The 21,710-nt window shown below is 70.3% G+C and carries 21 protein-coding genes and 1 pseudogene; 18 read left to right on the forward strand and 4 right to left on the reverse strand.

The annotated features are described in order from the left end of the window. The first annotated feature begins 46 nt into the window (after nucleotides 1-46). Nucleotides 47-1,627 carry an ABC transporter substrate-binding protein gene (locus FB157_RS24565; RefSeq protein ID WP_145882788.1) on the forward strand — a complete coding sequence of 527 codons (1,581 nt, stop codon included), beginning with the start codon at nucleotides 47-49 and terminating at the stop codon, nucleotides 1,625-1,627. Between the two features lie 81 nt (nucleotides 1,628-1,708). Here FB157_RS24565 and FB157_RS24570 read toward each other — a convergent pair whose 3' ends face one another. Together FB157_RS24570 and FB157_RS24575 are read right to left on the reverse strand one after the other, a co-directional pair. Continuing rightward, a complete protein-coding gene (locus tag FB157_RS24570; RefSeq protein WP_094216819.1) occupies nucleotides 1,709-2,380 on the reverse strand; it encodes a response regulator transcription factor in 672 nt (223 codons plus the stop codon). 14 nt (nucleotides 2,381-2,394) lie between these two features. Then, nucleotides 2,395-3,351, reverse strand: a complete 957-nt coding sequence (locus FB157_RS24575; RefSeq protein WP_145882789.1) for a RecB family exonuclease — start codon at nucleotides 3,349-3,351, stop codon at nucleotides 2,395-2,397. 175 nt (nucleotides 3,352-3,526) lie between these two features. On the opposite strand from FB157_RS24575, the gene FB157_RS24580 reads away from it, so the two are divergent. The 3 genes from FB157_RS24580 to FB157_RS24590 all read left to right on the forward strand — a co-directional run bounded on the left by FB157_RS24580 (nucleotide 3,527) and on the right by FB157_RS24590 (nucleotide 6,790). Then, nucleotides 3,527-5,026 carry a site-2 protease family protein gene (locus FB157_RS24580; protein ID WP_145882790.1) on the forward strand — a complete coding sequence of 500 codons (1,500 nt, stop codon included), beginning with the start codon at nucleotides 3,527-3,529 and terminating at the stop codon, nucleotides 5,024-5,026. A gap of 38 nt (nucleotides 5,027-5,064) precedes the next feature. Continuing rightward, nucleotides 5,065-5,967, forward strand: coding sequence for a tRNA (adenine-N1)-methyltransferase (locus FB157_RS24585; RefSeq protein ID WP_145882791.1), 903 nt, complete (start codon nucleotides 5,065-5,067; stop codon nucleotides 5,965-5,967). Nucleotides 5,968-6,208: 241 nt separating this feature from the next. Further along, a complete protein-coding gene (locus FB157_RS24590; RefSeq protein ID WP_145882792.1) occupies nucleotides 6,209-6,790 on the forward strand; it encodes a hypothetical protein in 582 nt (193 codons plus the stop codon). 24 nt (nucleotides 6,791-6,814) lie between these two features. Here FB157_RS24590 and FB157_RS24595 read toward each other — a convergent pair whose 3' ends face one another. Beyond that, nucleotides 6,815-7,117: a ferredoxin gene (locus FB157_RS24595; protein WP_145882793.1), complete on the reverse strand. Its 303-nt coding sequence runs from the start codon at nucleotides 7,115-7,117 to the stop codon at nucleotides 6,815-6,817. A gap of 529 nt (nucleotides 7,118-7,646) precedes the next feature. Between FB157_RS24595 and arc the strand changes: the two genes are divergently transcribed. The 6 genes and pseudogenes from arc to prcA all read left to right on the forward strand — a co-directional run bounded on the left by arc (nucleotide 7,647) and on the right by prcA (nucleotide 13,433). After that, entirely contained in the window at nucleotides 7,647-9,413 is a 1,767-nt protein-coding gene (arc, locus tag FB157_RS24605) for a proteasome ATPase (protein ID WP_145882794.1), read from the forward strand. 232 nt (nucleotides 9,414-9,645) lie between these two features. Then, nucleotides 9,646-11,157: a depupylase/deamidase Dop gene (gene dop, locus FB157_RS24610; RefSeq protein WP_385171168.1), complete on the forward strand. Its 1,512-nt coding sequence runs from the start codon at nucleotides 9,646-9,648 to the stop codon at nucleotides 11,155-11,157. 198 nt (nucleotides 11,158-11,355) lie between these two features. Continuing rightward, complete coding sequence (locus FB157_RS24615; protein ID WP_030608326.1) at nucleotides 11,356-11,574, forward strand: ubiquitin-like protein Pup; 219 nt, start codon at nucleotides 11,356-11,358, stop codon at nucleotides 11,572-11,574. A gap of 123 nt (nucleotides 11,575-11,697) precedes the next feature. Beyond that, nucleotides 11,698-11,825: pseudogene (locus tag FB157_RS48660) on the forward strand (endonuclease VII); the annotation flags it as partial. Further along, nucleotides 11,777-12,622: a proteasome subunit beta gene (gene prcB, locus FB157_RS24625; RefSeq protein WP_145882795.1), complete on the forward strand. Its 846-nt coding sequence runs from the start codon at nucleotides 11,777-11,779 to the stop codon at nucleotides 12,620-12,622. The pseudogene FB157_RS48660 and the gene prcB, both read left to right, overlap by 49 nt. A 61-nt stretch (nucleotides 12,623-12,683) precedes the next feature. Next, nucleotides 12,684-13,433, forward strand: coding sequence for a proteasome subunit alpha (gene prcA / locus FB157_RS24630; protein WP_145882796.1), 750 nt, complete (start codon nucleotides 12,684-12,686; stop codon nucleotides 13,431-13,433). 75 nt (nucleotides 13,434-13,508) lie between these two features. Here prcA and FB157_RS24635 read toward each other — a convergent pair whose 3' ends face one another. Further along, nucleotides 13,509-14,525 (reverse strand): LacI family DNA-binding transcriptional regulator, encoded by a 1,017-nt coding sequence (locus FB157_RS24635; RefSeq protein ID WP_145882797.1) that lies wholly within the window; start codon nucleotides 14,523-14,525, stop codon nucleotides 13,509-13,511. Nucleotides 14,526-14,615: 90 nt separating this feature from the next. Between FB157_RS24635 and FB157_RS24640 the strand changes: the two genes are divergently transcribed. From FB157_RS24640 to FB157_RS24675, 8 genes are all read left to right on the forward strand, one after another. Further along, on the forward strand, nucleotides 14,616-15,875 hold the full coding sequence (locus tag FB157_RS24640; protein WP_145882798.1) for an MFS transporter: 1,260 nt from the start codon (nucleotides 14,616-14,618) through the stop codon (nucleotides 15,873-15,875). A gap of 9 nt (nucleotides 15,876-15,884) precedes the next feature. Continuing rightward, entirely contained in the window at nucleotides 15,885-17,246 is a 1,362-nt protein-coding gene (gene pafA, locus FB157_RS24645) for a Pup--protein ligase (RefSeq protein WP_094216830.1), read from the forward strand. 143 nt (nucleotides 17,247-17,389) lie between these two features. Continuing rightward, nucleotides 17,390-18,391, forward strand: a complete 1,002-nt coding sequence (locus FB157_RS24650) for an FKBP-type peptidyl-prolyl cis-trans isomerase (protein WP_145882799.1) — start codon at nucleotides 17,390-17,392, stop codon at nucleotides 18,389-18,391. A 94-nt stretch (nucleotides 18,392-18,485) separates the two neighbouring features. Continuing rightward, nucleotides 18,486-18,857, forward strand: a complete 372-nt coding sequence (locus FB157_RS24655) for an FKBP-type peptidyl-prolyl cis-trans isomerase (RefSeq protein ID WP_145882800.1) — start codon at nucleotides 18,486-18,488, stop codon at nucleotides 18,855-18,857. A gap of 146 nt (nucleotides 18,858-19,003) precedes the next feature. Then, nucleotides 19,004-20,002: a YafY family protein gene (locus FB157_RS24660; protein ID WP_145882801.1), complete on the forward strand. Its 999-nt coding sequence runs from the start codon at nucleotides 19,004-19,006 to the stop codon at nucleotides 20,000-20,002. A 19-nt stretch (nucleotides 20,003-20,021) separates the two neighbouring features. Beyond that, complete coding sequence (locus FB157_RS24665; protein ID WP_145882802.1) at nucleotides 20,022-21,062, forward strand: YafY family protein; 1,041 nt, start codon at nucleotides 20,022-20,024, stop codon at nucleotides 21,060-21,062. A gap of 29 nt (nucleotides 21,063-21,091) precedes the next feature. Continuing rightward, the gene (locus FB157_RS24670) at nucleotides 21,092-21,352 is read left to right on the forward strand and encodes a hypothetical protein (protein ID WP_145882846.1); all 261 of its coding nucleotides are present in this window, start codon (nucleotides 21,092-21,094) and stop codon (nucleotides 21,350-21,352) included. Between the two features lie 20 nt (nucleotides 21,353-21,372). Further along, a complete protein-coding gene (locus FB157_RS24675; RefSeq protein WP_145882803.1) occupies nucleotides 21,373-21,567 on the forward strand; it encodes a hypothetical protein in 195 nt (64 codons plus the stop codon). Nucleotides 21,568-21,710: the final 143 nt, after the last annotated feature.

Raw genomic sequence — 21,710 nt, forward strand, 5'->3', positions numbered from 1 at the left:
CACGGAACGGGGGCCCCGGATCGACGAACCGACGACAAGGCACACAGTGAACATGCGCAACCAGTGGCCAGTTCTTCCCATCGTGGCGGGGTTGGCCGCCGGCCTGCTGACCGGCTGCGGCTCGGAAGACGGTGCATCCGGGGGTAGCGGCTCCTCCGTGGTGATGGGGATGTCCGACGACGTCCTCGCCACGGACCCGGCTTCCGGTTACGACCCCGGCTCCTGGCTGTTGTTCAACAACGTCTTCCAGTCGCTGCTCAGCTTCCCCAAGGGCGGCACGGAGCCCGAGCCGGAGGCGGCGAAGCAGTGCTCCTTCACCGACACCCGGGCGATGGTGTTCAGGTGCGAGCTGAAGGACGGCCTGAAGTTCAGCAACGGTGACGACCTCACCTCCGAGGACGTGAAGTTCTCCTTCGACCGCATGCTGAAGATCAACGACTCCGCCGGCCCGGCGATCATGTTCCCGATGCTCCGCAAGGTCGAGGCACCGGACGCGAAGACGGTCGTCTTCCGGCTCAAGGTCCCCGACGCCACCTTCCCCAGCAAGATCGCCTCCGGTGCCGGCTCCATCGTCGACCACCGGCAGTACGACGCGAACGGCCTGCGCACCGACGACAAGGCCGTCGGCTCCGGCCCCTACAAGCTGGACTCCTTCGACAAGGACGAGGCGGTCTTCTCCGTCAACTCCGACTACAAGGGCACCGCCGAGGTCAAGAACTCCGGCATCACCCTGAAGTTCTTCCACGGTGACCAGGCCGGCCTGAAGAAGGCCCTCGAGGACGGTGACGTCGACATCGCCTACCGTGGTCTGTCCGCGACCGACATCGCCGACCTCGACCAGCAGGACGGCAAGAAGGGCGTCGACGTCGTCGAGGGCAACAGCGCCGAGGTCCAGCACCTGGTCTTCAACATGAAGGACCCGGTCGCCGGCAAGCTCGGTGTCCGCAAGGCCATGGCCTACCTCCTCGACCGCGACGCCCTGGTCAAGAACGTCTACCAGGGCACCGCCACCCCGCTGTACTCGATCATCCCGGCGGGCATCGCGGGCCACAACACGGCGTTCTTCGACACCTACGGCGCCCGCCCGTCCAAGGAGAAGGCCGCCGCCGTACTGCGCGCCGCCGGCATTACCGGCAAGGTGAAGCTCACCCTGTGGTCCACGCCGTCCCGTTACGGCCCCGCCACCGACCAGGAGCTGACGGCCATCGCCGGGCAGCTCAACGCGAGCGGACTGTTCCAGGCCGACGTCAAGTCCGTCGGCTTCGACCAGTACGAGAAGGACATCGCCCAGGGCAAGTACGGCGTGTACGTGAAGGGCTGGGTGCCGGACTACCCGGACGCCGACAACTTCACGGCCCCCTTCTTCGGCAAGGGCAACGTGCTGGGCAACAACTACAGCAACAACACCATCACCGGCTCCCTCATCCCCGGCACGGCCGCGCAGAGCGACCGTTCCGCGACCGACAAGGACTTCGGGAAGCTGCAGGACATCGTCGCCGACGAGCTGCCCGTGCTGCCGGTCTGGCAGGCCAAGCAGTACGCGCTCGCCCGCGACGGCGTCTACGGGCTGGAGTACTGCCTGGACGCCTCGACGGTGTTCCGGTTCTGGGAGCTGAGCAAGAGCTGACGACCCCGGTCCCGGCCGTGCGAAAGGGCGCCCTTCCCCGCGGGGAAGGGCGCCCTCGGCGTTTTCGTGCCGCCTTGCGCGCTACTGCGCGCCGGGCCGCACCAGGCCGCTCTCGTACGCGTACACCGCGGCCTGCACCCGGTCCCTGAGGCCCAGCTTGGTCAGGACGTGCCCGACGTGCGTCTTGACCGTGGTCTCGCTGACGAACAGGTCGGCGGCGATCTCGGCGTTGGACAGCCCGCGCGCCACCAGCTTCAGCACCTCGACCTCGCGGTCGGTGAGGGTGTGCAGGGTGTCCGGCACGGGCTCCTCGCCGGAGGGCAGATGCGTGGCGTACTTGTCCAGCAGGCGGCGGGTGATGCTCGGCGCCAGCATGGCCTCGCCGGCCGCCACGACCCGGATCGCCTGCACCAGTTCGTTGGCGGGCGCGTCCTTGAGCAGGAAGCCGCTCGCCCCGGCCCGCAGCGCCTCCACCACGTACTCGTCGAGGTCGAACGTGGTCAGCACGAGCACCTTCGCCGGGCCGTCCCGGCCCGGACCGGAGATCTGCCGCGTCGCCTCCACCCCGTCCATCCGCGGCATCCGGATGTCCATGAGCACCACATCGGGCTGCAGGGCGCGCACCTGGTCGAGAGCCTGCAGGCCGTCACCGGCCTCGCCCACGACCGCGATGTCCTGCTCGGCCTCCAGGATCATGCGGAAACCGGTACGCAGCAGGGGCTGGTCGTCGACCAGTAGGACGCGGATGGCCACGTGACACTCCTTCGCTAGTCCCGGCCCATTCTGCCCTGCTGCACGGCCTCCGACTCAGGCGCCCTCAGCGGCAGCGGATAGGGCGGGGGAGTGCCGCCGAACTCCGGGCAGTGCGCCTGGTGGTCGCACCAGCCGCACAGCTTGGTCGGCCGGGGCCGCCACTCCCCGGTGTCCGTGGCCCGCCTGATGGCCTCCCACAGGGCGAGCAGCTTGCGCTCCACGCGCTCCAGGTCGGCGAGGACGGGGTCGTACGTCAGCACGTCCCCGCTGCCGAGATAGACGAGCTGGAGCCGGCGCGGGATCACCCGCTTCAGCCGCCACACGACGAGGGCGTAGAACTTCATCTGGAACAGCGCGCCCTCGGCGTACTCCGGCCGCGGCGCCTTGCCCGTCTTGTAGTCGACGATCCGCACCTCGCCCGTGGGCGCCACGTCCACCCGGTCGATGATCCCGCGCAGCCGCAGCCCCGACTCCAGCTCGGCCTCCACGAACAGCTCCCGCTCGGCGGGCTCCAGCCGGGACGGGTCCTCCAGCGTGAACCAGCGCTCCACGAGCTGCTCGGCCTCGCCGAGCCAGCGGGCCAGCCGCTCGCCCTCGGGGTCGTCGGCGAACAGCTCGCCGACCTCGGGCCTGCTCTCCCGCAGCCGGTCCCACTGGCCCGGGATCAGGGCCTTGGCCTGCGGCGCGGTCCGCTCCCCGGCGGGCGCGTCGAACAACCGCTCCAGCACGGCGTGCACCAGCGTGCCCCGGGTCGCCGCCTCGCTCGGCTTCTCCGGCAACCGGTCGATCACCCGGAACCGGTACAGCAGCGGACACTGCATGAAGTCACTGGCGCGCGACGGGGACAACGACGTGGGCGCGATCGCGGCACGCTCACCCGCCGGCCCGGCGGCGTCACCGCCGACGCCCGCTGTCCCTGAGTCCTCGACCGCGCCGGGCCGTGTCCCCGCGTCCTCGTTGCTGCTGTCCATGACCCCAGACCATACGGCCCGGCACTGACAGTGACCCAGCCGCGGGCCGCGTCGGGCGCGCGACGGGGGCGAACACAGGGGGTGCCGGGGCGGAACGTGCCACCACGGCCGCATACCATCGACCCAGACCCTTCCGCCCGGTTGGCGCGGAAGACGCTTCGAACGAGGGGACAGCGTGGACGTGAGCGGCGGGAGCGGGCAGCCGCGGTCCGGCAACGACGAGCCGGCCGAGCACCCCGCAGGTCCTACGGCCCCGACGACCGGAACCACCGACCACCCCGGGCCGGAGCCCCACGACGCCCCGACGCCCCCGCCTCCGGCGGACCGGGACCCCGGCCGGGACCCCGGCACCGCCGAGGACACCCCGACCGAGCCCCCGCACCCGACGACCGGCCGGGACGACGGTGACACCGATGCCGGCGAAGAGGCGCCCGCCGCGGGCACCCGCACCGGGTCCCGCGAGCACCGGACCCTCGCCCACTCCGGCATCGCCAAGGGCGAGCCGCCCCGGCCGCCGGCCAAGGAACCCGGTGGCGGCCTCCTCATGGGCCGGCCCTTCGGCGTACCGGTGTACGTCGCGCCGAGCTGGTTCCTGGTCGCCGCGCTGATCACCTGGGTCTTCGGCGGCCAGCTGGACCGGGTGCTGCCGGAACTGGGCGCCGCCCGCTATCTGGTGTCCCTGTTCTTCGCCGTCGCCTTCTACGCCTCCGTGCTGGTCCACGAGCTGGCCCACACGGTCGCCGCGATCCGCTTCAAGCTCCCGGTCCGCCGCATCCAGCTCCAGTTCTTCGGCGGCGTCTCCGAGATCGAGAAGGAGGCCGAGACCCCGGGCCGGGAGTTCGTCCTGGCCTTCGTCGGACCGCTGCTCTCGCTCGTCCTCGCCGGGATCTTCTACCTGGCCATGAAACCGGTGCAGCCCGACACCGTCCCTGGCGTCCTGCTGGCCGGCCTGATGATCTCCAACCTCATCGTCGCCGCCTTCAACCTGCTGCCCGGCCTGCCCCTGGACGGCGGCCGCATGCTCCGCGCCGTCGTCTGGAAGATCACCGGCAGGCCCATGAGCGGCACCGTCGCCGCCGCCTGGGTCGGCCGCGCCCTCGCCATCTCGGTCCTCGTCGGTCTCCCGCTGCTCAACCAGTCCGGCGCCCTCGGCGGTGGCGGCGAGGAGATCAGCGGCATGGACACCGTCACCGACGCCCTGCTCGCCGCCATCCTCGCCGGGATCATCTGGACCGGCGCCGGCAACAGCCTGCGCATGGCCCGGCTGCGCGAGCACCTCCCCGAGCTGCGGGCCCGCACCCTGACCCGGCGGGCCGTACCGGTGGAGACCGACACCCCGCTCTCCGAGGCCCTGCGCCGCGCCAACGCCGCCGGTGCCCGCGCCCTGGTCGTCGTCGACTCCGAGGGCCACCCCCTCTCCCTCGTCCGCGAGGCCGCCATCGTCGGCGTACCCGAGCACCGCCGCCCCTGGGTCGCCGTCAGCGGCCTCGCCCAGGAGCTGACCGACGGCATGCGGGTCTCCGCCGAGCTGTCGGGGGAGGAGCTGCTGGACGTCCTGCGGGCCACCCCGGCGACCGAGTACCTGGTGGTCGAGGAGAGCGGCGAGATCTACGGCGTCCTGTCCGCCGCGGACGTCGAACGCGCCTTCGTGAAGGCCATGGCGAGGCCGTCCTAGTGGTCGGCGGCCCCTTCAGGTGCCGGTAGGCTGGTCACATGTCCGAACCGACCGGTGCCGCCCGCAGGCGCGGGCCCTTCAAGGTCGGGGACCAGGTTCAGCTGACCGACCCCAAGGGCCGCCACTACACGTTCACGCTCGAAGCAGGGAAGAACTTCCACACCCACAAGGGCTCCTTCCCGCACGACGAACTGATCGGTGCTCCCGAGGGCAGCGTTGTCCGCACCACCGGCAACGTGGCCTACCTCGCGCTGCGCCCCCTGCTCCCCGACTACGTCCTGTCCATGCCCCGCGGGGCAGCCGTCGTCTACCCGAAGGACGCGGGGCAGATCCTCGCCTTCGCCGACATCTTCCCCGGCGCCCGCGTCGTGGAGGCCGGTGTCGGCTCCGGCTCGCTCAGCAGCTTCCTGCTGCGCGCCATCGGCGACCAGGGCATGCTGCACTCCTACGAGCGCCGCGAGGACTTCGCCGAGATCGCCCGGCAGAACGTGGAGCGCTACTTCGGCGGCCCGCACCCCGCCTGGCAGCTCACCGTCGGCGACCTGCAGGACAACCTGTCCGACGCCGACGTCGACCGCGTCATCCTCGACATGCTCGCCCCCTGGGAGTGCCTGGAGGCCGTCTCCAAGGCGCTCGTGCCCGGCGGCATCCTGTGCTGCTACGTGGCCACCACCACCCAGCTCGCCCGGACCGTCGAGTCCATCCGGGAGATCGGCTGCTTCAACGAGCCGACCGCCTGGGAGACGATGATCCGCAACTGGCACATCGAGGGCCTGGCCGTCCGCCCGGACCACCGGATGATCGGCCACACCGGCTTCCTGCTCACCGCCCGCCGCCTCGCGGACGGCGTCGAGCCGCCCATGCGCCGCCGCCGCCCCGCCAAGGGCGCCTACGGCGAGGACTACGCCGGCCCCAACGCCGACGGCGGCTCCGGCCGCTGACCCGCTCCCACCGGGCACAACGCCATGGCGCCGTGCCCGAGTTCCCGGCCGATCCGGGGAACTCGGGCACGGCGCCCGTTCGTTGGGGCGGCACCGGGCCGGGTGCGGCCCCGCGCGCGTGTGTGTGTGCACTTCGCCGGCGGAAATCCCGTACCGACCCCGCCGTTCCCCCGCCCTGTGACGTGTGGCACCATGCAGGCCACCCCCCCCACCGGCACAGCCCTCACAGGAGACACTCCTAGTGCAGCAATCCGCCGTTCCGGAGCTCGCCCACGCGCACGCCCGGCCGATCCACTGGGTCGCCACGGCCACCGCGGTCGCCGGCGTGATCGCCCTGTCCTCCGTCGTGCAGCCCGGTTCGGCCACGGCCGCCCAGCCGGCCCCAGGCACCGAGGTCAGATCCGCCCCCGCCGTCGTCGCGCCGCCCAGCACGACGGGCGTGGACTTCCCCCTCGACTGCGGACCCGTGAAGGCGTTGGTGGTGAAGCAGGCCGCCGGCGACCTGGACGGCGACGGCAGACCGGAAACCGTCGCGGTCGTGCACTGCGACGCCCCCATGGGCACCCCGCCCGACGGTGTCTACGTCCTCACCCGGGGCGCGGACGGCGGCAAGGCCCGCGTGGTCGCCACGCTCGTCGACCCCAAGGACCGCCGCACCGTCACCGACTTCGCGCTGCGCGCGGGTGCCGTCAGCGCCACCCTGCTCGGCTATTCGTCGTCCGACGTACCCAGTTGCTGCCCCGATGTGAAAACCCCGGCCAAGTGGCGGTGGAACGGCACCGCGTTCCTCCGCTCCGCCCCGGCCGGGGCGCACAGCGTCTGACCCGGAGCCCGTCCGAGGCCCGGCTCAGTCCGCGTCGGGCCCGTACACCTCGACCTTGTCCGAAACCCGGCGCACGTGGATGCACTCGCCGGGACACTCCTTCGCCGAGTCCACGACGTCCGTGAGCAGCGGCAGCGGCACCGGGGCCGTGGCCCCCTCGTGCAGGAGCAGCTCGTCGTCGGCGCCCTTCACATAGGCCAGCCCGTCGATGTCCAGCTCGAACACCTCGGGGGCGTACTGGGCGCAGATCCCGTCGCCGGTACACAGGTCCTGGTCGATCCAGACCTCCAGCGCCTCGCCGCCCGGGGCCTCCTGCTGCACGGTCATCTCTCCTGCCTTCGGTTCGCCGGGCGGTGGCCGAGCCGCGGAGGCCAGCCGGGTCCGCTCCAGCGGCTGTTGAACACCCCGACCCTACCTCCGCCCGATTTCCGCCGGTGTCCGGCGGTGTCCGGCGGGGGCCGGGGTTTCCTCCCGGGGCCCCTCGGGTACGACCGCCCGACCGGGGAAGGGAGCCCCGGCGGGCCGGGGGAGCACTTCAGGCCACCCCGGCGGTGACGCCGACCGTTCGAACCGTCGCTCTGCGTGATGATCGCGGGAGCGTCCACAGGTCTGCCCGCGTACCGGCCGACCGGCCCGGAAGGGACAACTCCGGCCAGTCCTGAAGGGTTTTGACCGTCCCCGACAAGGAACAACCGGCTTCTGAATCACGTTGAGTGGGTATTCCCTCCGTGCGAGAGGGAGCGCACCGGGTGACCGACGACACACCTTGACAGTCTTTGTGATCTAGGGGTTTCAATCGACACCCACCCAGGTAGGGTCTGGAAGCGTCCAGCTCCCCTTGGAGGAGGTGAGGACCGTGGCAGCCCACGACGACGACATGAACCGCGGCATCCGCCCGGGACGAGGGTCCGACGACCCGGCCGGGCAGATCGCCTACCTTGAGCAGGAGATCGCCGTCCTGCGACGCAAGCTCGCCGACTCTCCGCGACACACGAGGATTCTCGAAGAGCGGATCGTCGAGCTGCAGACCAACCTGGCCGGCGTCTCCGCCCAGAACGAGCGACTGGCCAACACGCTCCGCGAGGCCCGCGACCAGATCGTGGCCCTCAAGGAGGAGGTCGACCGGCTCGCCCAGCCGCCTGCCGGCTTCGGTGTCTTCCTGCAGGCCAACGAGGACGGCACGGCCGACATCTTCACCGGCGGCCGCAAGCTGCGGGTGAACGTCAGCCCGAGCGTCGAACTCGAAGACCTCAGGCGCGGCCAGGAGGTCATGCTCAACGAGGCGCTCAACGTGGTCGAGGCCATGGAGTACGAGAGCGTCGGCGACATCGTCACCCTCAAGGAGATCCTCGAGGACGGCGAGCGCGCGCTGGTGCTGGGGCACACCGACGAGGAGCGGGTGGTGCGGCTCGCCGAGCCGCTGCTGGACGTCACCATCCGCCCCGGCGACGCCCTGCTGCTCGAGCCCCGCTCCGGCTACGTCTACGAGGTCGTGCCCAAGAGCGAGGTCGAGGAGCTCGTCCTCGAAGAGGTCCCCGACATCGGCTACGAGCAGATCGGTGGCCTGGGCAACCAGATCGAGGCGATCCGCGACGCGGTCGAGCTGCCGTACCTCTACCCCGACCTGTTCAAGGAGCACGAGCTGCGGCCGCCGAAGGGCGTCCTGCTCTACGGCCCTCCCGGCTGCGGCAAGACGCTGATCGCCAAGGCCGTGGCCAACTCGCTGGCCAAGAAGGTCGCCGAGGTGACCGGCCAGGCCGCCGGCAAGAGCTTCTTCCTCAACATCAAGGGCCCCGAGCTGCTCAACAAGTACGTCGGCGAGACCGAGCGGCAGATCCGCCTGGTGTTCCAGCGTGCGCGTGAGAAGGCCAGCGAGGGCACCCCCGTGATCGTCTTCTTCGACGAGATGGAGTCCCTCTTCCGCACCCGTGGCTCCGGTGTCAGCTCGGACGTGGAGAACACCATCGTCCCGCAGCTGCTCGCCGAGATCGACGGCGTGGAGGGCCTGGAGAACGTGGTCGTCATCGGTGCCTCCAACCGTGAGGACATGATCGACCCCGCCATCCTGCGCCCCGGCCGGCTCGACGTGAAGATCAAGATCGAGCGTCCGGACGCCGAGGCCGCGAAGGACATCTTCGGCAAGTACCTCACCGAGCGGCTCCCGCTGCACGCCGACGACCTCGGCGAGCACGGCGGCAGCAAGGAGACGACCGTCCAGAGCATGATCCAGACGGCGGTCGAGCACATGTACGCCGAATCCGAGGAGAACCGCTTCCTGGAGGTCACCTACGCCAATGGCGACAAGGAAGTCCTTTACTTCAAGGACTTCAATTCCGGCGCCATGATCGAGAACATCGTGGGCCGCGCCAAGAAGATGGCGATCAAGGACTTCCTGGAGAAGAACCAGAAGGGTCTCCGCGTCTCCCACCTGCTCCAGGCCTGTGTGGACGAGTTCAAGGAGAACGAGGACCTGCCCAACACCACCAACCCGGACGACTGGGCCCGGATCTCCGGAAAGAAGGGCGAGCGGATCGTGTACATCCGTACGCTCATCACCGGAAAGCAGGGTGCGGACACCGGCCGCTCGATCGACACGGTGGCGAATACCGGTCAGTACCTGTAAAGGCAGGGCGGCTGCGGGTGCCCTCGGCGGGTACCCGCAGCCGACTGTTTTTCTGGCCACGACCGGAGCAGGCAATGACGCAAATGATCTCCCCACCAGCGCAAAGGCGTTCTAGGCTCTTTCCTACCGCCGAGTCGCGCAGTGCGGGGACGGGCACCGCACACGCACCGGAGCTCCAGCGGTACTTGAGCGGCGCCCACGACCGAGGGTGCCGCCGGGCAAGGAGGGCCGCATGACCGTACGGCGAGTAATGGGCATCGAGACGGAGTACGGGATCTCCGTCCCCGGCCACCCGAACGCCAATGCCATGCTCACCTCGTCCCAGATCGTCAACGCCTACGCGGCGGCGATGCACCGGGCCCGCCGGGCCCGCTGGGACTTCGAGGAGGAGAACCCGCTGCGGGACGCGCGAGGCTTCGACCTCGCCCGGGAGGCCGCCGACGCCAGCCAGCTCACCGACGAGGACATCGGCCTCGCCAACGTGATCCTCACCAACGGCGCGCGCCTGTACGTGGACCATGCCCACCCCGAGTACAGCGCCCCCGAGGTGACCAATCCCCGCGACGCCGTCCTCTGGGACAAGGCCGGTGAGCGGATCATGGCCGAGGCCGCCGAGCGGGCCGCCCAGCTGCCCGGCGCCCAGCAGATCCACCTCTACAAGAACAACACCGACAACAAGGGCGCCTCCTACGGCACGCACGAGAACTACCTGATGAAGCGGGAGACCCCCTTCTCGGACATCGTGCGCCACCTCACGCCCTTCTTCGTCTCCCGTCAGGTCTTCGCCGGAGCGGGCCGCGTCGGCATCGGTCAGGACGGGCACGAGCACGGCTTCCAGCTCAGTCAGCGCGCGGACTACTTCGAGGTCGAGGTGGGCCTGGAGACCACCCTCAAGCGCCCGATCATCAACACCCGGGACGAGCCCCACGCGGACGCGGAGAAGTACCGCCGCCTGCACGTGATCATCGGCGACGCCAACCTCTCCGAGATCTCCACCTATCTCAAGCTGGGCACGACCGCCCTGGTCCTGTCCATGATCGAGGACGGCTTCATCGCGGTCGACCTCGCGGTGGACCAGCCCGTGCGCACGCTCCACCAGGTCTCCCACGATCCGTCCCTCAAGCGTGTGGTCACCCTCCGCAGCGGCCGGACACTGACCGCGGTCCAGTTGCAGATGGAGTACTTCGAGCTGTCCCGCAAGTACGTGGAGGAGCGCTTCGGAGCGGACGCCGACGAGCAGACCAAGGACGTGCTCTCCCGCTGGGAGGACACGCTCAACCGGCTGGAGAACGACCCGATGAGCCTGGCCGGCGAGCTGGACTGGGTCGCCAAGCGGGAGCTGATGGAGGGCTACCGCCGTCGTGACGGCCTCGACTGGGACGCCGCCCGGCTGCACCTGGTCGACCTGCAGTACGCCGACGTACGCGCCGAGAAGGGCCTCTACAACCGTCTGGCCGCCCGCGGGCGCATGAAGCGGCTGCTGGACGAGTCCGAGGTCGACAGGGCCCGTAGCAAGCCGCCGGAGGACACGCGCGCGTACTTCCGCGGCCGCTGTCTGGAGCAGTACGCGGACGACGTGGCCGCGGCCTCCTGGGACTCGGTCATCTTCGACCTGCCCGGCCGGGACTCCCTCCAGCGCGTTCCAACCCTCGAACCGCTTCGCGGAACGCGAAATCACGTCAAGGAGCTGCTGGACCGCTGCCGCACGGCGGAAGACCTGGTCAAGGTCCTGTCAGGCGGCTGACCGCGGCCGGCCGGTACACGTACCGGCCCGGGCGGGCAGGGTGGAAATCCCGCCGCCCGGGAATCATCGAGGTGGCCCCCGCACGTTGTCGAAACTGCGGGGCCGATGTCGGACCCGGCTTGTAGGGTCTGATCATCACCGATCGGCAGGAATGCCGACCCGTCGACCATGTCGGGCGAACTGAGCGGGGTGAGGGATATGGCAACCAAGGACACCGGCGGCGGTCAGCAGAAGGCCACGCGCTCCACCGAGGAGGTCGAGGAGCAGGCGCAGGACGCGCAGGCTTCCGAGGACCTCAAGGAGCGGCACGAGAAGCTGAGCGACGACGTGGACTCCGTCCTGGACGAGATCGACGACGTACTGGAGGAGAACGCAGAGGACTTCGTGCGTTCCTTCGTGCAAAAGGGCGGGCAGTAGACCGACCTTACCTTCGAATCAAAGGTTCGAGGGTGCGGGAGTCGTGAGTGGCCGATGAGTGGACGACGAAGCGCTGCTCGCGGCCGGAGGAGTCCGGCCCGCGAGCAGTCTTCGTTCTGGGGATCGGCTCCGGCCGAGCATGTGGATCACCGTCACGAGCCGGGTAAGGTCCGTGACATACCGCTTACTTGGAAGGAAACTTGTGGAAGCCAATACTCGTGGCACCGGGCGTCTACCAGCTGCCTTCCTGACGCCAGGCTCTTCTTCGTTCATGGACTTCCTCGCCGAGCACCAGCCGGAGCTGCTGCCCGGCAAGCGGCAGCTGCCGCCCACCCAGGGGGTGATCGAGGCGCCGCACGGCACGACCATCGTGGCCGTCACGTTCCCCGGCGGTGTGGTGCTGGCCGGTGACCGCCGCGCCACCATGGGCAACGTGATCGCCCAGCGGGACATCGAGAAGGTGTTCCCGGCGGACGAGTACTCGGCCGTCGGCATCGCCGGCACCGCCGGTCTCGCCGTCGAGATGGTCAAGCTCTTCCAGCTGGAGCTGGAGCACTTCGAGAAGGTCGAGGGCGCCCAGCTGTCGCTGGAGGGCAAGGCGAACCGGCTGTCGACCATGATCCGTTCCAACCTCGGCATGGCCATGCAGGGCCTGGCCGTGGTGCCCCTGTTCGCCGGGTTCGACCTGGACCGGGAGAGGGGGCGCATCTTCTCCTACGACGTCACGGGCGGCCGCTCCGAGGAGCACAACTTCGCCGCGACGGGCTCCGGCTCGATCTTCGCGCGGGGTGCCATGAAGAAGCTCTTCCGTAACGACCTGACCGAGGAGCAGGCCGCGACCCTCGTGGTCCAGGCCCTGTACGACGCGGCAGACGACGACTCGGCGACCGGTGGCCCCGATGTCGCCCGCCGGATCTACCCGATCATCACCGTGATCACCGAGGACGGCTTCCGCCGGCTCTCCGAGGACGAGGCCTCCGAGCTCTCCCGTGCGGTGCTCCAACGCCGCCTGGAGGAGCCCGACGGTCCCAAGGCCGCCCTGCTCTGAGCGCGGGCCCGGTTCTTATCAAGGTGATCCAGTGATCAAGACAGAAAGGGACGGATAACCGGTGTCGACGCCGTTCTATGTCTCACCCCAGCAGGCCATGGCCGACCGGGCCGAGTACGCCCGCAAGGGCATCGCCCGCGGCCGCAGCCTGGTCGTGCTGCAGTACGCCGACGGCATCGTCTTCGTCGGCGAGAACCCGTCCCGCGCGCTGCACAAGTTCAGCGAGATCTACGACCGGATCGGCTTCGCGGCCGCCGGCAAGTACAACGAGTACGAGAACCTCCGCATCGGCGGCGTCCGCTACGCCGACCTGCGCGGTTACACCTACGACCGGGACGACGTGACCGCCCGCGGTCTCGCCAACGTCTACGCCCAGACCCTCGGCACGATCTTCTCCAGCGCCGCCGAGAAGCCGTACGAGGTGGAGCTGGTCGTCGCAGAGGTCGGGAACACCCCGGACGGCGACCAGATCTACCGGCTGCCGCACGACGGCTCGATCGTCGACGAGCACGGCTCGGTCGCGGTCGGTGGCAACGCGGAGCTGATCAGCAACTACCTGGACCAGCGCCACCAGGACGGCATGACCCTGGCCGAGGCGCTGAAGCTGGCCGTGCAGGCCCTGTCCCGCGAGTCGAACGGCAGCCAGCGGGAGATCCCCGCCGAGCGCCTGGAGGTCGCCGTGCTGGACCGCACCCGCCCCCAGACCCGCAAGTTCAAGCGCATCGTCGGCCGCCAGCTCGCCCGCCTCCTGGAGGAGAACGGCGCGGCCACCGAGGCCGAGAGCTCCGAGGAGGAGAGCTCCGAGGAGTAGGGCTCCGAGGAGCAGCCCCGTCCGCATCCCGCTCCCGTGTGCCCCGGCCGGTCCTCCGGCCGGGGCACACGGCGTTCAGGACGCGCGAGGCGGCGCCGTGGACCCCCGGACGACCAGTTCCACCGGAATGTCCCCGCGCTCGGGCTCCCGGCCCTCCAGGACCGCCAGCAGGGCCTCCATCCCGCGTTCCCCGAACAGCTCGGCGTCCAGTCGCACCGTCGTCAGCTCGGGGTCGAGGGCCGTGGCCAGGGCCAGGTCGTCCAGTCCGGTCACCGAGACGTCGTCCGGCACGCGCAGACCCAGGCGGCGCAGGGCCTTGTAGGCACCGGCCGCCAGCTTGTCGTCGTCGCAGACCACCGCCGTCGGCCGGGGGCCGGGCGCGGTGAACGCGGCCTCGGCGGCCGCCAGGGCGCCCTCGATGGAGATCGGCGCGGGGGCCGTACGGATCTCCGTCCCCGGCACCGCGGCCAGGCGCGCCGCCAGCTCCCGCGCGCGCATCTCGAACGTCCAGGAGGGCACGTCGGCGGCCAGGTGCAGGACGCGGCGGTGGCCGAGGGCCAGCAGGTGCTCGGCGACCTGCCGGACGCCGTCGGCGATGTCCAGGTTCACGGTCGCCGCGCCCAGGCTGCCCGTGGGGTCGCTGTCGAGCATGACCAGCGGGAGCTGGTCGCCGCGGATGGCGGTGAGCGCGTCGGCCGCCATCGAGGAGGCGATGACGCCGTCCAGGGCGGCCTGGGCGGAGGCGAAGGGGTCGCGGGCCGGGCCGATGCCCTCGGGGGAGGGGTACAGCACGACGCCGAAGCCGTGCCGGGCGGCCACCCGGGCCGCGCCCGTGTAGACACCGGCGAAGAACTCGGTGGTCAGCGCCGGCACCACGAGCAGCACCGTGCGGGTGCGGCCCAGACGCAGGTTGCGGGCGGCCAGGTTGGGCCGGTAACCCAGCTCGCGCGCGGCCTGGCGGACCCGCTCGGCGGTGGCCTCGGAGACCCGGCCGCGCCACTTGTCGCCCAGGACGAGCGAGACGGCCGCCTGGGAGACCCCGGCCGCCTGTGCGACGTCACGGCTGGTCGGGCGCGTACTGCTGCGTGCCACGGCGGGGGCCTGCTCCTTCATGTGGACGTGTGAACAGCGCACATGGTACGTATGAGTGGCGACGTTATACGTAACACTTGGAGGCGGGACATGGCCGCGGGATACCTGGAGATCCTGAAGCAGAGGCACGCGGCCCGTCTGCTGACCGGCACCCTGGTGGGCCGGCTGCCCAACGCGACCGCCGCGATCGCCCTGGTGCTCTTCGTCCGCGGCGAGGGCGGCACGTACAGCCTGGCGGGCGCTCTCGCGGCCGTGTACGGCGTCGCCAACGCGGTGGGACAGCCGGTGCTGGGCCGCCTCGTGGACCTGTACGGCCAGCCGCGCGTCCAGCTGCCCGCCGCCGTCCTCTCCGCCCTCGCCATGACGGCCTTCGCCTTCTCCGGCACCGACCCGCTGCCCCTCGCGTACGCCGCCGTCGCGGCCGCCGGCCTCTTCACGCCGCCCCTGGAGGGCGGTCTGCGTGCCCTGTGGCCCTCCGTACTGCGCCGCGAGGAGCAGGTGCACACCGCGTACGCCATGGACGCCGTCGCCCAGGAAGTCATGTTCACCGTCGGCCCGCTGCTGGTGACCCTGTGCGTGTCCCTGTGGTCGGAGTGTGCGGCCCTGCTGGTGCTCAACGTCGTCGGCGTCCTCGGAGCCCTCTCGGTGGTCGCCTCGCCGCCCTCGCGCGCGTGGCGCTCGGCCCCGCGCGAGGCGCACTGGCTCGGCGCCCTGCGCTCGCCCGGCCTGCTCGTACTGCTCGGCGCCTTCCTGTTCGTCGGCATCGCGCTCGGCTCCATCACCGTGGCCTCGGTGCCGTACGCGGACGACCACGGCGGTGACGCCGTCTACGGCTGGCTGATGGCCGCGCTCGGCCTGGGGGCCCTCGTCGGCGGCACCGTCTACGGCGCGCGCCGGTGGAGCGGCACGCCCGAGCGACGACTGCGGATCCTGGTGGCGCTTCTGGCGGTGTGTTACCTGCCTCTGATGCTGATGCCGGGCGCCGTCGGCATGGTGCTGCTCACCGTGGTCTCCGGCGTGTTCCTGGCACCCTGCATCGCCTGCGCGTTCATCATCGTCGACCGGCACGCGCCGAGCGGAACCGTCACCGAGGCGTTCTCCTGGCTCGTGACGACGTTCACCGTGGGTGCCTCGGTCGGAACGGGGCTGGCGGGCCCGGTGGTCCAGGCCGGTGGCGCGCTGTGGGGATTCGCCCTCCCGAGCGTCGCGGGAGCCGTGTCCCTGCTGGTCCTGCTGGCCACCGGAGGGGTCCTCGCAGCTCCCGCGCGGAGCGGGGTTGTTGCGGCTTCATCGGAAAATGATCCAAATCGTGCTGCCGAACCCCGTTTCAGCTCAGGGGATCGGGCGTAATGTTCAGTCATGGACCGCCGCATTTTCGGGCTGGAGAACGAGTACGGCGTCACGTGCACGTTCAGGGGACAGCGGCGCCTGTCTCCTGACGAGGTGGCGCGGTACCTCTTCCGCCGTGTCGTGTCATGGGGCCGCAGCAGCAATGTCTTTCTGCGAAACGGCGCCCGGCTCTATCTCGACGTGGGGTCACATCCGGAATACGCGACACCCGAATGTGACAACGTGACCGAACTGGTCACCCACGACAAGGCCGGCGAGCGCATTCTCGAAGGACTCCTGGTGGACGCGGAACGACGCCTGCACGAGGAGGGAATCGCGGGCGACGTCTACCTCTTCAAGAACAACACCGACTCGGCGGGCAACTCCTACGGCTGCCACGAGAACTATCTGGTGGCACGGCACGGGGAGTTCTCCCGGCTCGCGGACATCCTCATCCCCTTCCTGGTGACCAGGCAGCTGCTGTGCGGCGCGGGCAAGGTCCTGCAGACCCCGCGCGGCGCCGTCTACTGCGTCAGCCAGCGGGCGGAGCACATCTGGGAGGGCGTCTCCTCGGCGACGACCCGCTCCCGGCCCATCATCAACACCCGCGACGAACCGCACGCGGACGCCGAGCGCTACCGCCGCCTGCACGTCATCGTGGGCGACTCGAACATGTCCGAGACGACCATGCTGCTCAAGGTCGGCGCCACCGACCTGGTGCTGCGCATGATCGAGGCGGGCACCGTGATGCGCGACCTCACCCTGGAGAACCCGATCCGGGCGATCCGCGAGGTCAGCCACGACATCACCGGCCGGCGCAAGGTGCGCCTGGCCAGCGGCCGGGAGGCCTCCGCGCTGGAGGTGCAGCGCGAGTACTTCGACAAGGCCGTGGACTTCTGCGACCGCCGGGGCATCCGCACCGGCACCGTCGCGCAGGTCCTGGAGCTGTGGGGCCGTACCCTCGACGCGATCGAGACCGAGGAGCTCGACCGTATCGGCACCGAGATCGACTGGGTCATGAAGTACAAGCTCATCGAGCGGTACCGGGCCAAGCACAACATGACCATGTCCCACCCGAGGGTCGCCCAGATAGACCTCGCCTACCACGACATCCACCGCCGTCGTGGTCTGTACTACCTGCTGGAGAAGAGGGGCCAAGCCGCCCGGATCTGCAACGACTTGAAGATCTTCGAGGGCAAGTCGGTCCCTCCGCAGACCACTCGGGCACGGCTGCGCGGCGACTTCATCCGCAGGGCACAGGAGCAGCGCCGGGACTTCACGGTCGACTGGGTGCACCTGAAGCTCAACGACCAGGCACAGCGCACCGTGTTGTGCAAGGACCCGTTCCGTTCGGTGGACGACCGGGTGGAGAAGCTCATCGCCGGAATGTGACAAAGGCACGTGAGTCAAGCGTTTCCGCACTGAAATGCCGGAACGCCACACGGGCGTCGTACGTTTACCGTACGGCGCCCTTCTCGCGTCGTAGAGTTGCGCGCACGCCAATCCACAAGATCGACCGATTACGAGGCATCTCCGTGCGCCGACGCTCCCTCCTCCTCGCCGCTGTACCCGCAGGACTGGTCACGCTCGCCGCGTGCGGCGACGACAAGTCCGAATCCAGCAAGGCCAGTGCGTCACCGTCGCCCTCGGCCTCCACGCCCCCGCCCAAGATCGTGGAGGGGCCGCTGCCGGCGATCACGGCGGGCACGAAGTTCGGCGAGAAGCCCACGGTCGCCAAGGGGCCGGGCGAGCCCTCGAAGAACCTCGCCGTCAAGACCGTCATCCCGGGCAGCGGCCGCACGATCGCGGAGAACGACTTCATCCAGGCGAACTACCTGGGCCAGATCTGGAGCACCGCCAAGGTCTTCGACAACTCCTACGACCGCAACCGCCCGTTGGTCATCCAGCTCGCCCAGGGCAGCATCATCGACGGCTGGCGGTACGCGATCGCGGGCAAGAAGGTGGGCAGCCGGATCGAGCTGGCCGTCCCGCCGGAGCTGGGCTACGGCAAGTCGGGCAACCCGCAGGCGGGCATCAAGGGCACCGACACCCTGGTCTTCGTCATCGACCTGATGGACTCGTTCAACTCCAAGAGCTCCGCCCAGGGCAAGCCGGTCCCGCAGACCGACGCCGCCCTGCCCAAGGTCGGCACCAACACCGACGGCAAGGCGCCCGAGATCACCGTCCCGAAGTCCGCGCCGCCCAAGAAGCTGGTGTCGACCTACGTCCTGCAGGGCGACGGCGACGAGATCAAGGCGAACCAGACGGTCCTGTGCCAGTTCAAGGCAGTGGTCTGGGACGGCGGCAAGACGTTCCAGCAGACGTACGGCTCCGGGCGGCTCAGCCAGTTCTCGCTCGAGCAGATGCAGCAGGCCGTCAAGGGCCTGGCCGAGGGACTGACCGGCAAGAAGGTGGGGAGCAGGGTCCTCGTCGTCGTCCCGCCGGAGCTGGGTTACGGCGACAACCCGCCGAGCGGCGGTGCCGTCAAGAAGGGCTCCACGCTGGTGTTCTCGGTGGACATCCTGGCCGCGATGTAGCCGTGCCGCGCCGTGGTGGAGATGGCAGGCGCCAGACCAGCGGGGATGAAAGACTGTCCGTGTTTCGTGTCGTACACAAGCAGGAGCTTTAGACGTGAGCATCGACAAGCCCGAGATCGACTTCCCGGGCGGCGAGCCCCCGGCGGACCTCGAGATCAAGGACATCTGGGAGGGTGACGGCGCCGTCGCGGAGGCGGGCCAGAACGTCACCGTCCACTACGTGGGTGTTGCCTTCAGCACGGGCGAGGAGTTCGACGCCAGCTGGAACCGCGGCACGCCGTTCCGCTTCCCGCTGGGTGGCGGCCGGGTCATCCAGGGCTGGGACCGCGGCGTGCAGGGCATGAAGGTCGGCGGCCGCCGCCAGCTGACCATCCCGGCGCACCTCGCCTACGGCGACCAGAGCCCGACCCCGGCGATCAAGCCCGGCGAGACGCTGATCTTCGTCGTGGACCTGATCGCGGTCTGATCGTCGTACGGCCTGTTTTCGGGATCCGACCGGACCCGACCGGCTGGGGCCCATGCCTGTCCGGGCATGGGCCCTCGGCTTTGCCAGGCCACTTCTGAGCGGTACGGTCGTCGTCCGTAAGCACCACAGGAAGGCGAAGGGCGTCGATGGCCATTGCCAAAGCAGAGCGGCTGATGAACCTCGCGCTGTGTCTGCTCGGGACACGGCGGCCGCTCAGCAAGCGGGAGCTTCGCGACTCCATCGAGGCCTACGTCGAGACCTCCAGGCCGGAGAAGGCGGCCGGCCGGCCGGAAAAGAGCGCGGCCGGCTCGGACGACTCCTTCAACCGGATGTTCGAGCGGGACAAGGACGACCTGCGCGAGCTGGGCCTGGTCATCGAGACCGTCGAGAACATCGACGGAGAGGTCGGCTACCTCGCCCGTCGCGACAGCAACCGTCTGCCCCCCATCACCCTGGACGCCGAGGAGGCCGCCGCCCTCGGTCTCGCCGCCAAGGTCTGGCAGCAGGCCCGCCTGGCCGGAGCGGCCAGCGGCGCCCTGCAGAAGCTGCGCGCGGCCGGGCTGCCGGAGGACGTCGACCCGTACGAGGCCCACGGTGCCCTGGAGCCGCGCATCCCGGTGCACGAGGCCGCGTTCGAGCCGCTGATGCTCGCCTGCCGCGACCGCCGCCCGGTCGTCTTCGACTACCGCAAGGCCTCCGCCGCCCACCCCGAGCCCCGGCACGTCGAGCCGTGGGCGCTGGAGTGCTGGCGCGGCCACTGGTACCTGGCCGGCTGGGACCGCGACCGCGGAGCCGAGCGCGTCTTCCGGCTCTCCCGGATCACCGGCCGGGTGCGCTCGCGGGGCACCGGCTTCACCGCGCCCGTTCCGGACGTCGTCACCGTGCGCGAGACCGTCGCGGGCTGGGCCGGCGAGATCGCCGACCGGTCGGCGCTGATAAGGCTGCGTTCCGGCGCCGGTTACCCCCTTCGGGCGAAAGCCACCGAGGTCCGGGAACTCGGTGACGGCTGGGACGAGTTGGAGATTCCGTACGGGCACGGCCTGGACGCCTGGCTGGTGGAGTTCGGGCCGGACGTGATCGTCGTGGAGCCTGCCGAGCTGCGGGCCGACGTGGTGGACCGGCTGCGTGCCGTGGCCAAGGGCTGAGGGGGAGCGGAGCATAACCATGGCAGGCAAACCGGCCAGGCCCGTGAACGCCATCGACCAGACCCGGCGGATGCTTTCGCTGGTCACCTACCTGAGGGAGCGCCCCGGCGCCCGGATCGCGGACGTCGCGCGCGCCTTCGGCATCACCGAGGACGAGCTGGTCTCCGACCTCGATCTGCTGCCCATGTGCGGCACCAGCTTCCGTGGCGGCGACCTGCTGGACATCGACACCGACGGCGAGCGCATCTGGTGGCACAACGCGGCCGCGCTCGGCGAGGAGGCGGCCGAGCCGCTGCGGCTCGCCGCCGACGAGGCCACGGCCCTGCTGGTGGCCGCCCGCGCGGTGTCGACCCTGCCCGGTCTGCGGGAGGGCGACCGCCAGGCCCTGCTGCGGGCGACGGCCAAGGTGGAGACGGCGGCCGGAGAGGCCGCCGGTGCCAGCTCCCGTCTCTCGGTGACCTTCGAGTCCGAGGGCGGCGTCTTCGCCGACGTCGACCGGGCGATCTCGGAGCGCCGCCGGCTGTGGATCCGCTACTACTCACCCGCCCGTGACGAGGTCACCGAGCGCGAGATCGACCCCATCCGCCTGGTCAGCGTCGGCCACACCTATGTGGAGGCCTGGTGCCGCCGCTCCGAGGCCCGGCGCACCTTCCGGCTCGACCGGGTGGCCGAGATCAAGATCCTCGACGAGCCCTCGGCGCCGCCGGAGATCGAGCTGCGGGACCTCTCCGAGGCACTGGTGCAGCCGGCCGCCGAGGATCCGGAGGTCGTGATCGAGGTCGGTCCCGGCGGCCGCTGGGTGGCCGAGTACTACCCGCACGACAGCGCCGATGAGCTTCCCGACGGCGGGCTGCGTATTACTCTGCGCACCCCCGATCCGGCCTCCCTGCGCCGGCTGGCCCTGCGCCTCGGCCGCGACGGCAGGATCGTCTCGCCGCCCGAGCTGGCCGAAAGCGCCCGCACGGCGGCCCGCGAGGCCCTGGCGGCGTACGACACACCGCCGGCGGCGGCGCACGGTGTTCGCGACGGGCAGGACGACAGGCAGGAGCGAGGGCTTTGAACGAGTCTCCGGGGTCCGGTGCCGGTGAAATGACGGTGGCGGCCGCTTTCGCCGGGATGAAGAGAGTGGTCCCCGTGATGTTCAAGGCCGGCTGCCCGGACTGCCGGGGCCGCTTCGAGCTCGCCGCGAGCGCCCTGCGCCTCGCCATCGGCGCCACGAGCCGGACGACGTTCTACTCCTTCGTCTGCCCCGACTGCGGCTCCTCGGTGCGCAAGCCGGCCGGGGAGCGCATCGTCGAGCTGCTCACCGGCGGCGGCGTCAGGACCCTGCGGCTGCACTCCACCGTGTAGGACCGTCTAGGCTCGACGTCATGTTCTGGCCGATGTTCGCGGTAGCCGTGGGTTTCCTGGGTCTCGCCGTCCTGGGGGTGCTCGCCGTCCGGGTCTTCCTGGAGGCGCGGCGTCTCGGGGAGCAGGTCTCGGCCTCCGCACGCCGTATCAACAGGGCGGCCGAGGACCTGGAGCGGGCGGCGGCCGGCGCGGCCCGCGCAGTGGACGCGCTGTGAGCGACACTCCCGGGACCTGTGAGTCGCTCACGGGATGCGCTTTGGGCCACTTCGCCCTGTCATGCTGAGTGCCGGGACAGGTACGCTCTGATCGCGGTGCGAAGAGCGAGGCGCGTACCGCGGACCGGGAGTACGCACGGGGA

Origin of the sequence: Streptomyces sp. BK340, assembly GCF_007827595.1 — a bacterium.
Taxonomy (GTDB): Bacteria; Actinomycetota; Actinomycetes; order Streptomycetales; family Streptomycetaceae; genus Streptomyces.